General features: G+C 69.2%; 10 protein-coding genes. 3 read left to right on the top strand and 7 right to left on the bottom strand.

What is annotated here, in order from left to right; genetic code table 11:
- The first annotated feature begins 69 nt into the window (after positions 1-69).
- From IM738_RS19465 to dgoD, 3 genes are read left to right on the top strand one after another with little or no spacing between them, the layout of a single operon-like run.
- On the top strand, positions 70-1,044 hold the full coding sequence (locus IM738_RS19465) for a 2-dehydro-3-deoxygalactonokinase (RefSeq protein ID WP_236962688.1): 975 nt from the start codon (positions 70-72) through the stop codon (positions 1,042-1,044).
- Between the two features lie 17 nt (positions 1,045-1,061).
- Positions 1,062-1,706, top strand: a complete 645-nt coding sequence (locus IM738_RS19470; RefSeq protein WP_236962689.1) for a 2-dehydro-3-deoxy-6-phosphogalactonate aldolase — start codon at positions 1,062-1,064, stop codon at positions 1,704-1,706.
- Positions 1,707-1,737: 31 nt separating this feature from the next.
- A complete protein-coding gene (gene dgoD / locus IM738_RS19475; protein WP_236962690.1) occupies positions 1,738-2,886 on the top strand; it encodes a galactonate dehydratase in 1,149 nt (382 codons plus the stop codon).
- A 76-nt stretch (positions 2,887-2,962) separates the two neighbouring features.
- Here dgoD and IM738_RS19480 read toward each other — a convergent pair whose 3' ends face one another.
- The 7 genes from IM738_RS19480 to IM738_RS19510 all read right to left on the bottom strand — a co-directional run bounded on the left by IM738_RS19480 (position 2,963) and on the right by IM738_RS19510 (position 14,815).
- Positions 2,963-3,871, bottom strand: coding sequence for a phosphoribosylaminoimidazolesuccinocarboxamide synthase (locus IM738_RS19480; protein WP_236962691.1), 909 nt, complete (start codon positions 3,869-3,871; stop codon positions 2,963-2,965).
- Positions 3,872-3,972: 101 nt separating this feature from the next.
- On the bottom strand, positions 3,973-5,037 hold the full coding sequence (gene fba, locus IM738_RS19485; RefSeq protein ID WP_236962692.1) for a class II fructose-bisphosphate aldolase: 1,065 nt from the start codon (positions 5,035-5,037) through the stop codon (positions 3,973-3,975).
- Positions 5,038-5,158: 121 nt separating this feature from the next.
- Positions 5,159-6,046 (bottom strand): alpha/beta hydrolase, encoded by an 888-nt coding sequence (locus IM738_RS19490; protein ID WP_236962693.1) that lies wholly within the window; start codon positions 6,044-6,046, stop codon positions 5,159-5,161.
- Positions 6,047-6,078: 32 nt separating this feature from the next.
- The gene (gene pyk / locus IM738_RS19495) at positions 6,079-7,512 is read right to left on the bottom strand and encodes a pyruvate kinase (protein WP_236962694.1); all 1,434 of its coding nucleotides are present in this window, start codon (positions 7,510-7,512) and stop codon (positions 6,079-6,081) included.
- A 162-nt stretch (positions 7,513-7,674) separates the two neighbouring features.
- A complete protein-coding gene (locus tag IM738_RS19500; protein ID WP_236962695.1) occupies positions 7,675-8,916 on the bottom strand; it encodes a hypothetical protein in 1,242 nt (413 codons plus the stop codon).
- 8 nt (positions 8,917-8,924) lie between these two features.
- The gene (locus IM738_RS19505) at positions 8,925-10,328 is read right to left on the bottom strand and encodes an MBOAT family O-acyltransferase (RefSeq protein ID WP_236962696.1); all 1,404 of its coding nucleotides are present in this window, start codon (positions 10,326-10,328) and stop codon (positions 8,925-8,927) included.
- Positions 10,325-14,815, bottom strand: coding sequence for a class I SAM-dependent methyltransferase (locus IM738_RS19510; protein ID WP_236962697.1), 4,491 nt, complete (start codon positions 14,813-14,815; stop codon positions 10,325-10,327). The genes IM738_RS19505 and IM738_RS19510 overlap by 4 nt, the downstream gene beginning before the upstream one ends.
- Between the last annotated feature and the right edge of the window lie 25 nt (positions 14,816-14,840).

Here is a 14,840-nt window from a genome sequence, read left to right on the forward strand (position 1 = left end):
GGCGAAGCCGGTTCCACGGTTGCCCTGGACGGCATCACTGTGCCCCGGCCGGGTCTTGGAGAAAGTGACATGAACCCATCCGACTTGCTCGAAACCCCTGCGCTGTTCGCCCTCGACTGGGGCACCAGCTCGCTGCGCGCCTACGCCATGGGCCTGGACGGCGCGGTGCTGGCCACGCGGCGCAGCGAACACGGTGTGATGCACCTGCCTGCCGGGCCCGACATTCACTCGCCGGCCGCCGCCTTCGAGCAGGCGCTGCAGTTGCTGTGCGGCGACTGGCTGGCCGGCCACCCGCAGGCTCCGCTGATCGCCTGCGGCATGGTCGGCAGCGCGCAGGGCTGGCGCGAGGCGCCCTACCGGCCGCTGCCCAGCCGCGAGGCCGATCTGGCCGGCGCGGTGACCTTGGTCGAACGCCCCGGGGGCCAGCCGCTGCACGTGGTGCCGGGCCTGTTGCAGGACGGCGAGCTGCCCAATGTGATGCGCGGCGAAGAGACCCAGATCATGGGCGTGCTGCAAAGCCGGGCGGACGAGGGCCGCACACCGGAGCGGCTGCTGGTCGGCCTGCCGGGCACGCACACCAAGTGGGCCTGGGTCGAACACGGCGCCGTGACCCATTTCGAGACCTTCATGACCGGCGAGGTGTACGCCGCGCTCACCCAGCACACCATCCTGGGCCGCACCATGGTGCTCGGTGGTGAACTCGACGAACCGGCCTTCGCGCGCGGCCTGCGCGTGGCGCGCTCGCCGCTGGGCGCGCTGGGCGTGCTCTCGACGGTGTTCAGCGTGCGCACCCTGGGCCTCACCCGCCAGCTCACCGGCGGCGCCCAGTCCGACTACCTGTCCGGGCTGCTGATCGGGCACGAGGTGGCGGCGCTGACGCCCACCCTGCGGGACGGTGCCGAGGTGGTGTTGTGCGGCGAGCCGGTGCTGTGCATGCGCTACGCGAGCGCGCTGGAAGCGCAGGGCCTGCCGACGCCCGAGATACGGTCCGGCGTGACGCCCCTGGGGCTGTGGCGCATCGCCCAGGCCGCCGGCCTGGCCTGATCTCCTGGAACACCGACATGAACATTCCACTTCGCTTTCACCAGGCCTTGCAGCAGTGCGGTCTCATCGCCATCCTGCGCGGCCTGCGGCCTGAAGAAGCCGTCGCCATCGGCCGCGCGTTGTACGACACGGGTTTCCGCCTGATCGAGGTGCCGCTGAACTCGCCCGATCCGCTGGCCAGCATCCGCGCGCTGCGCGACGCCCTGCCGGCGGACTGCCTGATCGGCGCGGGCACCGTGCTGCGGCCCGAGCAGTGCGCCGAGATCGCCGCGGCGGGCGGCCAGCTGGTGGTCATGCCGCACAGCGACCCGGCGGTGATCCGCGCGGCCAAGGCCGCCGGCCTGGCCTGCGCGCCCGGCGTGGCCACGCCCACCGAGGCCTTTGCCGCGCTGGCCGCCGGCGCCGACGTGCTCAAGATGTTCCCCGCCGAGGCCCTGGGCCCGGTCGGCCTCAAGGCCTGGCGCGCCGTGCTGACGCCGCCCATCGCCATCGTGCCGGTGGGCGGCATCACACCCGAGAGCCTCGGCGCCTACGCGGCGGCGGGCGCCTCCGGCTTCGGCCTGGGCTCGGCGCTGTACCGCCCGGGCGACACGGCGGCCGACGTGGCGGCCCACGCCGCCGCGTTCATGCAGGTCTGGCGCCTGGCGTACCCCGCAGCCTGATGCCACCCCCACCTTTGTTGTTCACACCCCCATGAAGATCACCCGCCTCACCACCTACATCGTTCCACCGCGCTGGTGTTTCCTGAAGATCGAGACCGACGAAGGTTTCGTCGGCTGGGGCGAGCCGGTGCTCGAAGGCCGCGCCCACACCGTGGCCGCCATGGTCGAGGAACTCGCCGACTACCTGGTCGGCAAGGACCCGCGCCACATCGAAGACCACTGGACGGTGATGTACCGCGCCGGCTTTTACCGCGGCGGCGGCATCCACATGAGCGCGCTCGCGGGCATCGACCAGGCGCTGTGGGACATCAAGGGCAAGGTGTTGGGCGTGCCGGTGTCCGAGCTGCTGGGCGGCAGCGTGCGCGACCGCATCCGCGTCTACAGCTGGATCGGCGGCGACCGCCCCAGCGACACCGCCGAGGCGGCCCAGGCGGCCGTGGCGCGCGGCTTCACCGCCGTCAAGATGAACGGCACCGAGGAGCTGCAGTTCATCGACAGCCACGACAAGGTCGAGCGCTGCCTCGCCAACGTGGCCGCGGTGCGCGAGGCCGTGGGGCCGAACGTGGGCATCGGCGTGGACTTCCACGGCCGGGTGCACAAGCCCATGGCCAAGGTGCTGGTGCGCGAGCTCGAACCCTATAAATTGATGTTCGTCGAGGAGCCGGTGCTGAGCGAGCACCACGAGGCGCTCAAGGAGCTGGCCCATGTGGCGACCATGCCGATCGCGCTGGGCGAGCGGCTGTACTCGCGCTGGGACTTCAAGCGCATCCTGTCCGAGGGCTACGTGGACATCATCCAGCCCGACCCCTCGCACGCGGGCGGCATCACCGAAACCCGCAAGATCGCGGCCATGGCCGAGGCCTACGACGTGGCGCTGGCGCTGCACTGCCCGCTCGGCCCGATCGCGCTGGCGGCCAACCTGCAGATCGACGCCGGTTGCTACAACGCCTTCATCCAGGAACAGAGCCTGGGCATCCACTACAACGCGGCCAACGACCTGCTGGACTACGTGAGCAACCCCGAGGTGTTCGCCTACGAAGACGGCATGGTCATGATCCCGACCGGGCCGGGCCTGGGCATCGAGGTGAACGAGGCCTACGTGCAGGAACGCGCGGCCGAGGGCCACCGCTGGCGCAACCCGGTGTGGCGGCACAAGGACGGGAGTTTTGCTGAGTGGTGAGGCACCGATCCCCCCGCGTGGGCCCATGAAAAAACCCGGGCAAGCCCGGGTTTTTTCATGGTGAATGAGCAGCGGCTCAGCCCATCAGCCGCGTCAGCGCTTCCTGGTATTTCGCCGCGGTCTTCTCGATCACTTCCTTGGGCAGGCGCGGCGAAGGGGCCGTCTTGTCCCAGGGCTTGCCGTTGACCTTGGCGGTCTCCAGCCAGTCGCGCAGGAACTGCTTGTCGTAGCTCGGCGGGTTCTGTCCCACCACGTAGCTCTCCAGCGGCCAGTAGCGCGAGGAATCGGGCGTCAGCACCTCGTCCATCAGCACCACGGTGCCGGCCTTGTCCAGGCCGAACTCGAACTTGGTGTCCGCGATGATGATGCCCTTCTTGAGGGCGATCTCGGCCGCCGCCTTGTAGAGCGCGATCGCCTTGTCGCGGATCTGCGCGGCGACGTCGGCGCCGACCATCGCCACCGTCTGTTCGTAGGTGATGTTCTCGTCGTGCTCGCCCATCTCGGCCTTGGCGGCGGGCGTGTAGATCGGCTCGGGCAGCTTGCTGGCGTTCAGCAGGCCCTCGGGCAGCGGCACGCCACAGACCGAGCGGCTTTCCTGGTATTCCTTCCAGCCGCTGCCGGCCAGGTAACCCCGCACCACGGCCTCGACCGGAATCGGCTTCAGGCGCTGGACCAGCATGGAGCGGCCCGTGACCTGCGGCGCTTCGTCGGCCGACACCACGCTCTCGGGGGCGTCACCGGTCAGGTGGATCGGGCAGATGTTCAGGCCCTTGGGGCCGAGCTGGTCGAACCAGAACAGCGAAAGCTTGGTCAGCAAGGCGCCCTTGCCGGGGATGGGCTCGCCCATGATCACGTCGAAGGCGCTGATGCGGTCAGAGGCCACCATCAGGATGCGGTCGTTGCCCACGGCGTAGTTGTCGCGCACCTTGCCGCGCGCGAGCAGGGGCAGGGAGTGGAGGGCGGAGGTGTGGAGGGCGGAGGTCATGATCGGCGCGAAAGGGTGACAGCCAAGAAAAAAGCCCGGTGACCGAACAGTCAACGGGCTCCGAACCATTCCGGGCGATTATCGCAGGTCGGTCGGGGTGCTTAAACCACCTTCTGAGCCAGCTCGCCCTGGGCGTATTTGGCGGCCATCACGCTGAGCGTGTCGCCCTTGATCTTGCTGCCCTGGCCTTCGCAGCCGAACTCGATGTAGCGCTGCTTGCAGATCGCCTTGGCGGCTTCGCGGGCGGGCTTGAGCCACTCGCGGGCGTCGAACTTCTCGGGGTTCTCGGCCAGGAACTTGCGCACCGCACCGGTCATGGCCATGCGGATGTCGGTGTCGATGTTGATCTTGCGCACGCCGTGCTTGATGGCTTCCTGGATCTCTTTCACCGGCACGCCGTAGGTCTGCTTCATCTGGCCGCCGTACTGGTTGATGATGGCCAGCAGGTCCTGCGGCACGCTGGAGCTGCCGTGCATCACGAGGTGGGTGTTGGGGATGCGGGCGTGGATCTCTTTCACGCGGCTGATCGCCAGGATGTCGCCGGTGGGCGGGCGGCTGAACTTGTAGGCGCCGTGGCTGGTGCCGATGGCGATGGCCAGCGCGTCGAGCTGCGTGGCCTTCACGAACGTGGCGGCTTCTTCGGGGTCGGTCAGCATCTGGGAATGGTCCAGCTTGCCTTCGGCGCCGATGCCGTCTTCTTCGCCCGCATCACCGGTTTCCAGGTTGCCCAGGCAGCCGAGTTCGCCCTCCACCGTGACGCCGCTCCGGTGCGCCATTTCCACCACTTTGCGGGTGACTTCCACGTTGTAGTCGAAGCTCGACGGCGTTTTGCCGTCTTCGTTGAGCGAGCCGTCCATCATGACCGAGCCGAAGCCCAGGGCGATGGCGCCTTCGCAGACCTTGACGCTGGTGCCGTGGTCCTGGTGCATGACCAGCGGGATGTGCGGGTACATCTCGGCGGCGGCCTGGATCAGGTGCTTGATGAAGGCCTCACCCGCGTACTTGCGGGCGCCGGCGCTCGCCTGCAGGATGACGGGCGCGCCGACCTCGTCGGCCGCGGCCATGACGGCCTGCACCTGTTCGAGGTTGTTGACGTTGAACGCCGGGATGCCGTAGCCGTTGGCCGCAGCGTGGTCGAGCAGTTCGCGCATGGAAACGAGAGCCATGAAATCCCCTTGGGAAAAGTTGGTAACCGGTATGTAACTCGGCCGAATTTTAGCGCCCGCGCGCTTGCACGGGCATGACGCGGCGCTCGGCGAAGTGCCGACCGGGGCACGGTGCGGGCATTCAGGCCGGGGGACGGGTGATGAATGCACTCACCCGGTCGAGCACGGGCGCCAGCCCGCGCAGCGGTGCCGCCATGGCGCCGATCAGGGTGGTGTGGCTGACGCCCTCCAGCAGCTCCAGTTCGACCGCAATCCCCCGCTGGCCCAGGGCGCTGGCCAGCGCCTGCGTGTTGCGCCGGGGGTCCACCAGGGTGTCGTTGCGCGCCGCGAGCAGCAGGGTGCGAGGCACGCGGCCCGGGCCGGAGCGCCGGGCGTGGAACAGTGGCTGGGAGTCGGCCGGGGTCTGTGGCCACTCGAACGCGACCCGCACCTCGGGCACGCCGATGGGCAGGAAGTCGTAGGGACCCGCCAGGCCCACCCAGCCGGCCAGGCGCTCGGGCGCCAGCGCCACGGCGCCCAGCCAGCGCGGATCGAGAGCGAGCATGGCGGCGTTGTAGGCGCCGGCGCTGTGGCCCACGGCGAACACGCGCTGCGGCGAAGCCCCCAGGTTCGCGGCGCGGTCCACCGCCCAGCGCAGGGCGAGCGCGCTGTCCTGCACGAACACCGGGTAGCGCACCTGCGGGCTGAGCCGGTAGTCGGCCACCAGGGTGACGATGCCGCGCGAGGCCAGGGCTTCACCCACGAAGCGGTAGTCCTGCCGGCGGCCGCTGCTCCAGGAACCACCGTAGAAAAACACCACGATGGGTGCGTCCGCCACGGGCGGATCGGGCTGGTACACGTCGAGCCGCTGGCGCGCGTCGGGGCCGTAGGCCTGGTCGGCCGTGAAACGGTGCGTGCCGGTCGGCACCAGGGCGTTGATCACGCGCAGCGGCGAGCAGGCCTGCAGCAGCGGCAGCAGGCCCAGTGCGGCCAGCCAGTGGCGGCGAGGGGTGTCCGGCGTGGGGGTCATGGACCGGGTACGCGCCAAAGCCCGGCGCGGATTCAGGCCGCGCGGATGATCTTCAGCGTGTTCGTGCCGCCGGGCGTGCCCATGGGCTCGCCCACGGTGATCGCGTAGACGTCGCCGCTGTGGATCACGCCGCGCTCCTTCAGGTCGGCTTCGGCTTCGGCCAGCGCGGTGTCGCGGTCGGCGCTGGTGTCCACCAGGATCGGACGCACGTTGCGGTAGAGCGTCATCTTGCGCTGCGAGGCGAGCTTGGAGGTGACCGCGAAGATCGGCATGTGCACGTTGTGCCGGCTCATCCACAGCGCGGTCGAGCCCGACTCGGTCAGCGCCACGATGGCCTTGGCCTTGAGGTGGTGCGCGGTGAACAGCGCGCCCATGGCGATGGCCTGGTCGATGCGGGTGAAGGTCTCGTCGATGAAATCGTCGTCCAGCGGATCGTGGTCGGTCTTCTCGGCCGCCTCGCAGATGGCGGCCATCTGTTCGACCGTCTCCAGCGGGTACTTGCCGGCGGCGGTCTCGGCGCTCAGCATCACGGCGTCGGTGCCGTCGAGCACCGCGTTGGCCACGTCGCTCACCTCGGCGCGCGTGGGCACCGGGTTGACGATCATGGACTCCATCATCTGCGTGGCGGTGATGACCACCTTGTCCATCTGGCGCGCCAGCTTGATCATGTGTTTCTGCAGGCCGGGCACGGTGGCGTTGCCGACCTCGACCGCCAGGTCACCGCGGGCGACCATGATGCCGTCGGACACCCGGAGGATGTTGGCCAGCTCGGGAATCGCCTCGGCGCGCTCGATCTTGGCGATCAGGCCCGGCTTGTGGTTGTACTGGGCCGCGGCCATGTTGCAGAGCTGGCGCGCCAGCTCCATGTCGGTGGCGTTCTTGGGAAAGCTCACGGCCACGTAGTCGGCCTTCAGGCTCATGGCGGTCTTGATGTCCTCCATGTCCTTGGCGGTCAGGGCCGGCGCGGTCAGGCCGCCGCCCTGCTTGTTGATGCCCTTGTTGTTGGACAGCTCGCCGCCGAGCTTGACGGTGGCGTGCACCGCGTCGCCGACCACCTTGTCCACCGTCATCACGATCAGGCCGTCGTTGAGCAGCAGGGTGTCGCCGGCCTTCACGTCGCGCGGCAGTTCCTTGTAGTCCAGCCCCACGCCGGAGAGGTCACCCGGCTCGGTGCGCGAGGCGTCGAGCACGAAGGGCTGGCCCGGCTCCAGCATGACCTTGCCGTCGGCGAACTTGCCGACGCGGATCTTGGGACCCTGCAGGTCGGCCATGATGCCGACCTCGCGCCCGGCGCGTTGGGCGGCGGCGCGCACGGTGTTGGCGCGGTCGATGTGGTCCTGCGCCTTGCCGTGGGAAAAGTTGAGCCGCACGACGTTGACGCCGGCGCGGATCATGGCTTCCAGCATCTCGGGCGAACTGGACGCCGGACCGAGGGTGGCGACGATTTTGGTGGCGCGTTGGGGCATGTGTGTCTCCTGTACAGATGAACGGGCAACCGGCCTCCGCACCCCAGTGCAGACGCCGGCCTTGTAATTTGGTTTCAATTATCGACGTAACAGGTTACAAGGGTGCTTCAAGCGCCGCAGCAGATCTTCCGGCGTCTCGCGCATCAAACATCCCCGGCAACATCAGCGCGGGGAACACCTCGTGCAGGTCGGCGGGGGGTTCACGGGGTCCAGCAAGGCCGTGACATCGCGGAAGTAGCCCTTGCGGCCAGAAAAGATCGACTGTTCGCTGTAGACGTGCAGCAGCACATCGGGCTGGAACAGGTCGAATGCGACATGGCGGAGCCGCCGCTTCTGTGCCGGGGACAGCCGCGGGAGGTTGTTCATGGACAGGTACCAGACCTCGGCGAAGTAAGGCGCCAGGGGCTCTGCGATGGCCTCGCCAAATGAATCGCCCAGAATGACCAGGCGCGGCCGCCGTTGCTCCGGCGGCAGTTGCGAGGCCGACCGGAACCGGGCGACCTGAAAGAGCGCGGCCGCTTCCTCGGCCAGTTCCGGGAAGCATTCGGGCGAGTTGCGGCACACCAGCATGTTCACGTTGTTGTACGCGGGCACCTGGGTGGTGTGCCAGTGGCTGAGCCCTGGCGCGAACTGCTGGAGGTCAAACGACTGCAGGACCTCCACCAGCGGCACCTCGACGCGGCGGGGCAGCGACCACCGGGTCTGTGCGAGCCAGTCGGCCACGGGCTGGGCGCCCTGGTGGTCCCAATGCAGGTTCCAGGGGTGGTAGACGGGGCGCACTTGGTCCGCGAGCCTCATCACATCGAAGGGATAGAACACCTGCGGGTCCATGCCCGGGTCCTGTCGGATCTCGGCCAGCAGCGCCTGCACCGGCGGAGCGAACCCGGCGCATTCGTCCTGCAGCCATTGCGGCAGCTTCTCCGGCTTCAGCCTCGACTTGTCCGGCACCAGAAGCAGCTGGGCGACCGGCGCCGCCGCCCGCGACACCGCCAGCAACCGGCGCAGCTGCCCATGGATCACGGCAACGGGCACGGCATCGGCACCGCACAGGGTGCGCAAGGTGTTGCGATGGGCCAGGCCTTTTGAGCCGAGGAACAGGTACCCGTCTTTTCCTGGCGCCAGTTCTCCCGACGTGAAGCTGCCGAAAACCAGGTGGTGGAGGCGGTTGTGGGCCACCAGCAGTTCGTGGCGAAAGCCGAAGTGGTCGTGCAGCCAGGCCTGAACGGCGGCGGGGAGCCCCTTCGCTTCGGCCACGCTGGCCGGCCAGGACACGGCGGGGGCCAGCCGGCGGTTTTCGGCCTGCTCGGGTGGGGGAGAGGACAGCCAGTGGCCGGCCATCGGAAGCCCGAGCAGGCTGAACCACACCACCACCACGCCGACGTTCCACCACCGGATGCTTGCCATGGCCATGCTCAGAACCGGAAGTAGAGGAAGGGGTTATGGCTGCCGGCGGCGAGCGTCATGGCACACAGCAGCAACAGGAGCGACAGGAAGGCGAACCGGGGAACCAGGAACCGGGGCCGCACGAAGTGCCCGCCACCGATCCATTCGCGCAGCGGCAGCATCGAGCAGCCGGCCAGCAACAGCACGGTCAACGCCTTGCCGTCGAGGTAGCGCAGCAGCACCGGCGCGTGGTCGGCGGTGGTGGCCAGCCCGGCCATCGCGGCATAAAAATCGACCGCCTGCGCCAGGTCCTGCGCCCTGAACATCGCCACGCCCACGACAAACACCAGCCAGGCGTACCCCTGTTGAACGACCGTCGGCCACCGCGCCGTGACCTCAGCGAGCTTCAGCCGCTCCAGCACGATGAACAGCCCGTTGTAGGCCCCCCAGAGCACGAAGGTCCAGCCGGCGCCGTGCCAGAGGCCGCACAGCGTGAAGACCAGCACCGTGTTGACCATGGTCCGTGGTGCACCCCGCCGGCTGCCCCCGAGCGGCAGGTACACGTAGTCGCGCAGCCAGGTCGCGAGGCTGATGTGCCAGCGGCGCCAGAACTCCCGCACGGACAGGGAGCGGAACGGGAAGTTGAAGTTGCGCGGGAACGAGAACCCGAGCAGCAGGGCCAGGCCCAGCGCCATGTGGGAGTAGCCGGAAAAATCCATGTAGACCTGAAAGGCGTAGCCGATCGCGCCCAGCCAGGCCACCCCCATCGACAGCGCGTTCCGGTCGAGGGCGTAGATGGCGTCGACCGTGACGGCGAGGTTGTTGGCCAGCAGCAGCTTCTGCGCCAGGCCGATGACCAGCAGCTCCAGGCCGAAACGCCAGCGCGCGGCCGTCCAGTGGCGCCGGACCAGCTGCCGCCGGATGGCGGCATACCGCACGATCGGCCCCGCCAGCAGGTGGGGGAAGAGCAGCAGGTAGTTGGCGAGCCGGAACAGGCTGCGCTCGACCCGCGTGTTCCCTCGGTAGCAGTCCACCAGGTAAGAGATCGCGTGAAAGGTGAAAAACGAAATGCCCACCGGCAAGGCGGGCACATCGTCGATCTGCAGGCCGATGCGGAGGCCGAGGGCCTCCAGCGAGTGAATCAGGAACCCCAGGTACTTGAAGGCAGCGAGCAACAACAGCTGAAACAACACCCCCAGCACCATCACCCGGCGACGAACCACCGGGCGATCCGGAAACCGGTCCAGGGCCAGGCCAGTGGCGTGGCATGCCAGCAAGGAGGCCAGCAGCACCCAGGCGTTCCTCAGTTCGCCCCAGGCGTAGAAGACCGCACTGCCCGCGAGCAGCACCGCGTTGCTGCGCCCGGTGGCCACATAGACCACCAGGAACGCCGGCAGGAAATAGAAGAGAAACTCGACCGAACTGAAATTCATGCCGCCATCGCGCCGGGCTCTTCCGGTTTGAGCACCGTCATCACCAGGAAGTCGGAGCCGATCACCCCCTCCGCCATGAGCCGGTCTTCCAGCGCGAAGAAGCGGTTCAGGTGGGCCATGTCCACCGGGTTGTCCGGGTCGAAGTTCTGCGCGATGTCGCTCAGGCCGATGTGCAGCAGGGCGCCGCCCAGATCGTGTCGCGCCAGCACCTTGAAATGCCGCTCCACGGTGGCCACGATCTGCGACGAACGCACCGCCTCGGTCGGATCGCAGGCGATCACGTCGGCCGCCAGCGGGCGCTCTCTCGGCCCGCGCACGATGCCGTCGGGCAGCCGGTGGTAGCGCTCGGGCAGGGTCAGCAGAAAGCCGTTCATGTGGGACAGCTGCGCATCGGTCCACTGGAACCGGTCGGGCCCGACGTACTCGTGCAGGTGGAAAACACCGCCCGGGCGCAGGGCGCGCCGGACCATCCGGCACAGGCGGTCCAGGTCGCTGATGTGGTGCACCGACTGAAAGCCGAAGATCAGGTCGTACGACGCCTCCGGCAGCTCCAGCCGCTCCAGGTCGGCCACGTGGTAGTGGAGGTTGTCCAGGCCCGCCGCTGCGGCCGCAGCGCGCGCGCCGGCGATCGCGCCGTCCGCGATGTCGTAGCCGTCGATGTGGCTCGCCATCTGGATGCTGGCAAAGCCGCGCTCCAGCGCACCGAATCCACAACCCAGGCTGGCCACGCGCGCCACAGGCAGGCGCCACCCCAGACCCGCGAGCGTGTCCTTGAGGTGGATGTAGACATCCTTCCCTTCGTCGCCGGTCGCCTTGTGGTTGAGGCGGGCGATCACGCGCGGGTGCGCCATCCAGTTCATGCCCTGGGTGGCCTGGCGCTGCACCGGCGACACGCTCCAGGCTTCGGCCGCCCGGGCCAGATCGGACGGTTCGCTGGCCAGGGAGGGCACGGGCGACTGCCCGGGCACCGCCTTGAACACGTCGTTCAGCACCGCCCGAACCACCCCCTGGAAGGTCGAGGGCGCACAGTCGCGGGCCACCGCCGACAGCGCGGCCTGCCGGGTCTGGTCCCACAGCGATGCGTCGAGATAGAGGCGGGCACAGGCCTCGGCAAAGGCCTCGGCGGTCGCCGCGCTCAGCAGCTCGCCCCCGGGGCCCCAGCCCAGCTGCCCGGCCACGAGTTCGCTGGCCACCACCGGCAGCCCGTGGGCGGCCGCTTCCTGCACCTTGATGGGAATGCCCGCCGAAAAGCGGGTCGGCGCGACAAACACGCGGGCACGGTCGTAGAAACCACGGATGTCTTCGATGCGCCCGTGGAAAGTGATCCGGTCACCACCCAGGTCCGACACCAGTCCCTCCGAGTGGCTGCCCACGATGTCCAGCACATAGCCGTCACCGATGCGCTGGTCGAGCCGGGGCATGACCTCGCGCACGAACCAGCGCACCGAGTCGACGTTGGGCGAATCCTCCTCGGCCACCCGCCCGACGAACAGCAGGTGACGGCGTTCGCCGTGCGCCGCCGGTGTGGGCTGCGCGGCAATGCCATGGCCCAGCACCCGGACGTCCTGGCAGCCCGCGTCGCGGAAGTGCCGCGCCTCCGCGTCGCTCACGGTCAGCACGCAGTGGGCCGCCTCGGCCATGCGCAGCTCCCTCGCCAGCTCCACCCCATGGTCCTCCAGCGACGGGGCCGTTCCCAGGACCTCGGCCTTGAGCGCCTCCCGGGTGGCGAAGATCGCCTCGGCGTCGTAGACCAGCGTGGTGGAGGCCAGAAAGGCCGGCGCCTCGTGGCAGGCGAGCAGGAACCGGTCCATGTTGTGGGGGCGGCTGACGATCACGGCGTGGTAGAAGCCGGCCCGCTCGCGCAGGAACTGGGCGAGCCCCGTGATGCCCTGCCCCGCGACGATCTCCACCTCCCGCGGCAGCACGGCATAGGCCTCGTCGAAGTCGACCACCGGACAGGCCATGGGGTAGTGGCTCACGAAGGCACCGCCCTCGTGCAGGCTGTGCACCAGCTCGCGCGCGCGCGGAAACCCCGACCCCAGGGAGGGCACGGGAATGCGGTCATCGACCACCAGGATGCGGGCCTGTTCGCCCGACCGCTGACGCGCTTCGAGGGAGCGCGTCCCTTGAGGCCGGTGCGCCGCCGCCAGCACCTCGGCGTGCCGGGCCACAAAAACCTTCCGGTTCGCCTCCATGAGCGCGGTGGCGGTCTGCTCGGTGTCGGCGCTGCCGAACTCGTAATGCAGGATCTCCACCCGCGGGTCGTACATCACGCTGTGTCCGGCCCGTCGGATGCGCATGCACAGGTCGGTCTCCTCGTAGTAGGCCGGCACGTAGGCCGTGTCCAGGCCGTCGAGGGACTCGAACAGCGAGCGACGCACCATCAGGAACGCCCCCGAGCAGAAATCGACCTCGCGCCGGAACTGGAACTCGGCCTCGCCCGGGTCGCGCCCCCGGCCATGGCCCGTGCAGCTGCCGTCGCTCCAGACGATGCTGCCGGCCTCCTGCAGGCGGCCGTCGAGCAAGACCACCTTGCCGCCGACCGCACCCACCCGGGCGCGTTCGTCCAGCAGCGCCAGCGCGGCCGACACAGCGCCGGGCTGGAGCTGCGCGTCGTTGTTGAGGAACAGCAGGTGCTCGCCGCGCGCCTGCGCCGCCCCGAGGTTGGCGGCGCGCAGGAAGTGCAGGTTCTCCGGCTGCGGCAGCAGCCGCGCACCCTGCACCCGGGCCAGCAGGTCGGCCGTCCGGTCGCTGGAGGCGTTGTCCACCAGCAGGATCTCGCACGGCGCGTCCAGCGCGCCCACCAGGGACTCCAGGCACTTGAAGGTGAGTTCGGCCTGGTTGTGCAGCACGATGACGATGGACACGCGCGGCGCCTCGACCGTCGGCAACACCAGCTGGCGCCCGCTGTCCAGGAACGCGGTCAGCTCCTGCTGGCTGCGTTCCCGGAAAGCCTGCTTCGTGTCGACCACCACCGGGGCGGCCTCCTCGGGCGCGGGGGGCACGGCGGGCGTCAGGGCCCGCATCGGGAAGGCGCGGTTTTCACGCCGACCGTGGGTCTCGTAATGGGCCAGCGCATTGAGCGCCCGCTCGGCCACGTCGGGGTTGTCCTGGAAATAGGTCCGCGTGGAAAACCAGGGACCAGGGTCGCGGTCTTCGAGGCGACCGCCGATCAGCGCGTAGTGTTCGGCGGCGTCGGCCCCGGCCGCCGCCACGTCGGCGTAGGTGGCCAGGTACCAGGCCCCGTCAAAGAAAGGCGAACCCCGCACGACATCGGTGTCCGTCGGCACCGGGGGCGTGTCCGTCGCCCCCGTCAGCCGCCGCCGCAGGCGCTGAAGAAGGCTGGGCGGCGGGCTCGCTTCGCCCGCCACCGGGGGCGCCACCAGCGCGGGGATCAGGCGGCTGGCGACGGTCTCGGTGTCCGTCAGGCTGCGGGTCAGGCGCGCGTTGCCATCGGCCAGCTGGGCGATGATCTTGTGGGCTTCCAGCAGCCCCCGTTCGAGCAACACATACCCTTGGGTCACCCGCCTCACCTCGCTTTGCAGGTGCCCCACCGAACGCAGGGCTTCGTCGCGCTCACCGAGCAGGCGCGGGTCCGGCGATTTCGGCGCCCGCTGAAGGGCCTGGACCCGCGCCAGTTCGGCCTCCGTCTGCGCGGTCATCGCGTGGGCAGCGTCGCGCTCCCCCGCCACTTGGGTGTGGTGAGCGACCAGGGCCTTGACCTGCTCGGCAAACGACCGCTCCATCTCCTGCTCGTTGGCGACGCCCTGCCAGCGGGCACCGACCGCCGCAAACCGGTCGCGAAGGGTCTCGCAACGGTCGGTCCTTGACGCCGCACACAACTGCGCGATGGCCGAGGGCACGTCCGGCCCGTGGGCGATCACGCCCAGGCCATGTCCGTGCAGGAATTCGAAGTGGGGAAACCTCGCCGCCAGCTCACCGAAGAGGCGGTGCACGCCGAAGTCGTCGCGCCGCACATTGGTGTCGTGAAACAGCACCACGGCCCGCGACGACAGCTTGGGCCGCCAGGTCTCGTAGTCGTGCCGCACGGCCTCATAGGTGTGAAAGCCGTCGATGTGCAGGAGGTCGATGGAGCCGTCGGCGAAGTGCCCGACCGCGGTGTCGAAGTCGGCGCGGATGAGTTCGGAGAACGCGCCGAAGTGGGCGTCGTTGAAGGTCTTCAGGTCGCGGTAGACCGATTCGTCGAACAGCCCCGCGTGCGCATCGCCGCGCCAGCTGTCCACCGCGAAGCAGCGGGTGGCCAACCGGCGGTGCTGGACCGCGTCGCAGAAGGCCGCGTAGGACACCCCGTGGTGCGCGCCGAGCTCCACCAGCAGGCCCGGCCGCGTGGCCTCCATCACCCAGAAAGCGAAGGGCACGTGGCCCCACCAGCCGCTGGGTTTGCCCAGTCGATGGGGTCGTCGGAAAAGGCCGTCCAGCGCGGGCGTCAGCAGCGGGTCCAGCAAGTCGGTATCGGAAATGGGCACGTCGGGGGTCCTGGGGTGACTGGGT

Source organism: Hydrogenophaga sp. SL48, from assembly GCF_021729865.1.
Lineage (GTDB): Bacteria > Pseudomonadota > Gammaproteobacteria > Burkholderiales > Burkholderiaceae_C > Hydrogenophaga.

Excerpts from the sequence above, each read along its gene's own strand:
- IM738_RS19470 (WP_236962689.1), top strand. The coding sequence starts at position 1,062 with ATGAACATTCCACTTCGCTTTCACCAGGCCTTGCAGCAGTGCGGTCTC.
- IM738_RS19465 (WP_236962688.1), top strand. The coding sequence starts at position 70 with ATGAACCCATCCGACTTGCTCGAAACCCCTGCGCTGTTCGCCCTCGAC.
- IM738_RS19500 (WP_236962695.1), bottom strand. The coding sequence starts at position 8,916 with ATGGCAAGCATCCGGTGGTGGAACGTCGGCGTGGTGGTGGTGTGGTTC.
- pyk (WP_236962694.1), bottom strand. The coding sequence starts at position 7,512 with ATGCCCCAACGCGCCACCAAAATCGTCGCCACCCTCGGTCCGGCGTCC.
- IM738_RS19480 (WP_236962691.1), bottom strand. The coding sequence starts at position 3,871 with ATGACCTCCGCCCTCCACACCTCCGCCCTCCACTCCCTGCCCCTGCTC.
- IM738_RS19505 (WP_236962696.1), bottom strand. The coding sequence starts at position 10,328 with ATGAATTTCAGTTCGGTCGAGTTTCTCTTCTATTTCCTGCCGGCGTTC.
- IM738_RS19490 (WP_236962693.1), bottom strand. The coding sequence starts at position 6,046 with ATGACCCCCACGCCGGACACCCCTCGCCGCCACTGGCTGGCCGCACTG.
- fba (WP_236962692.1), bottom strand. The coding sequence starts at position 5,037 with ATGGCTCTCGTTTCCATGCGCGAACTGCTCGACCACGCTGCGGCCAAC.
- dgoD (WP_236962690.1), top strand. The coding sequence starts at position 1,738 with ATGAAGATCACCCGCCTCACCACCTACATCGTTCCACCGCGCTGGTGT.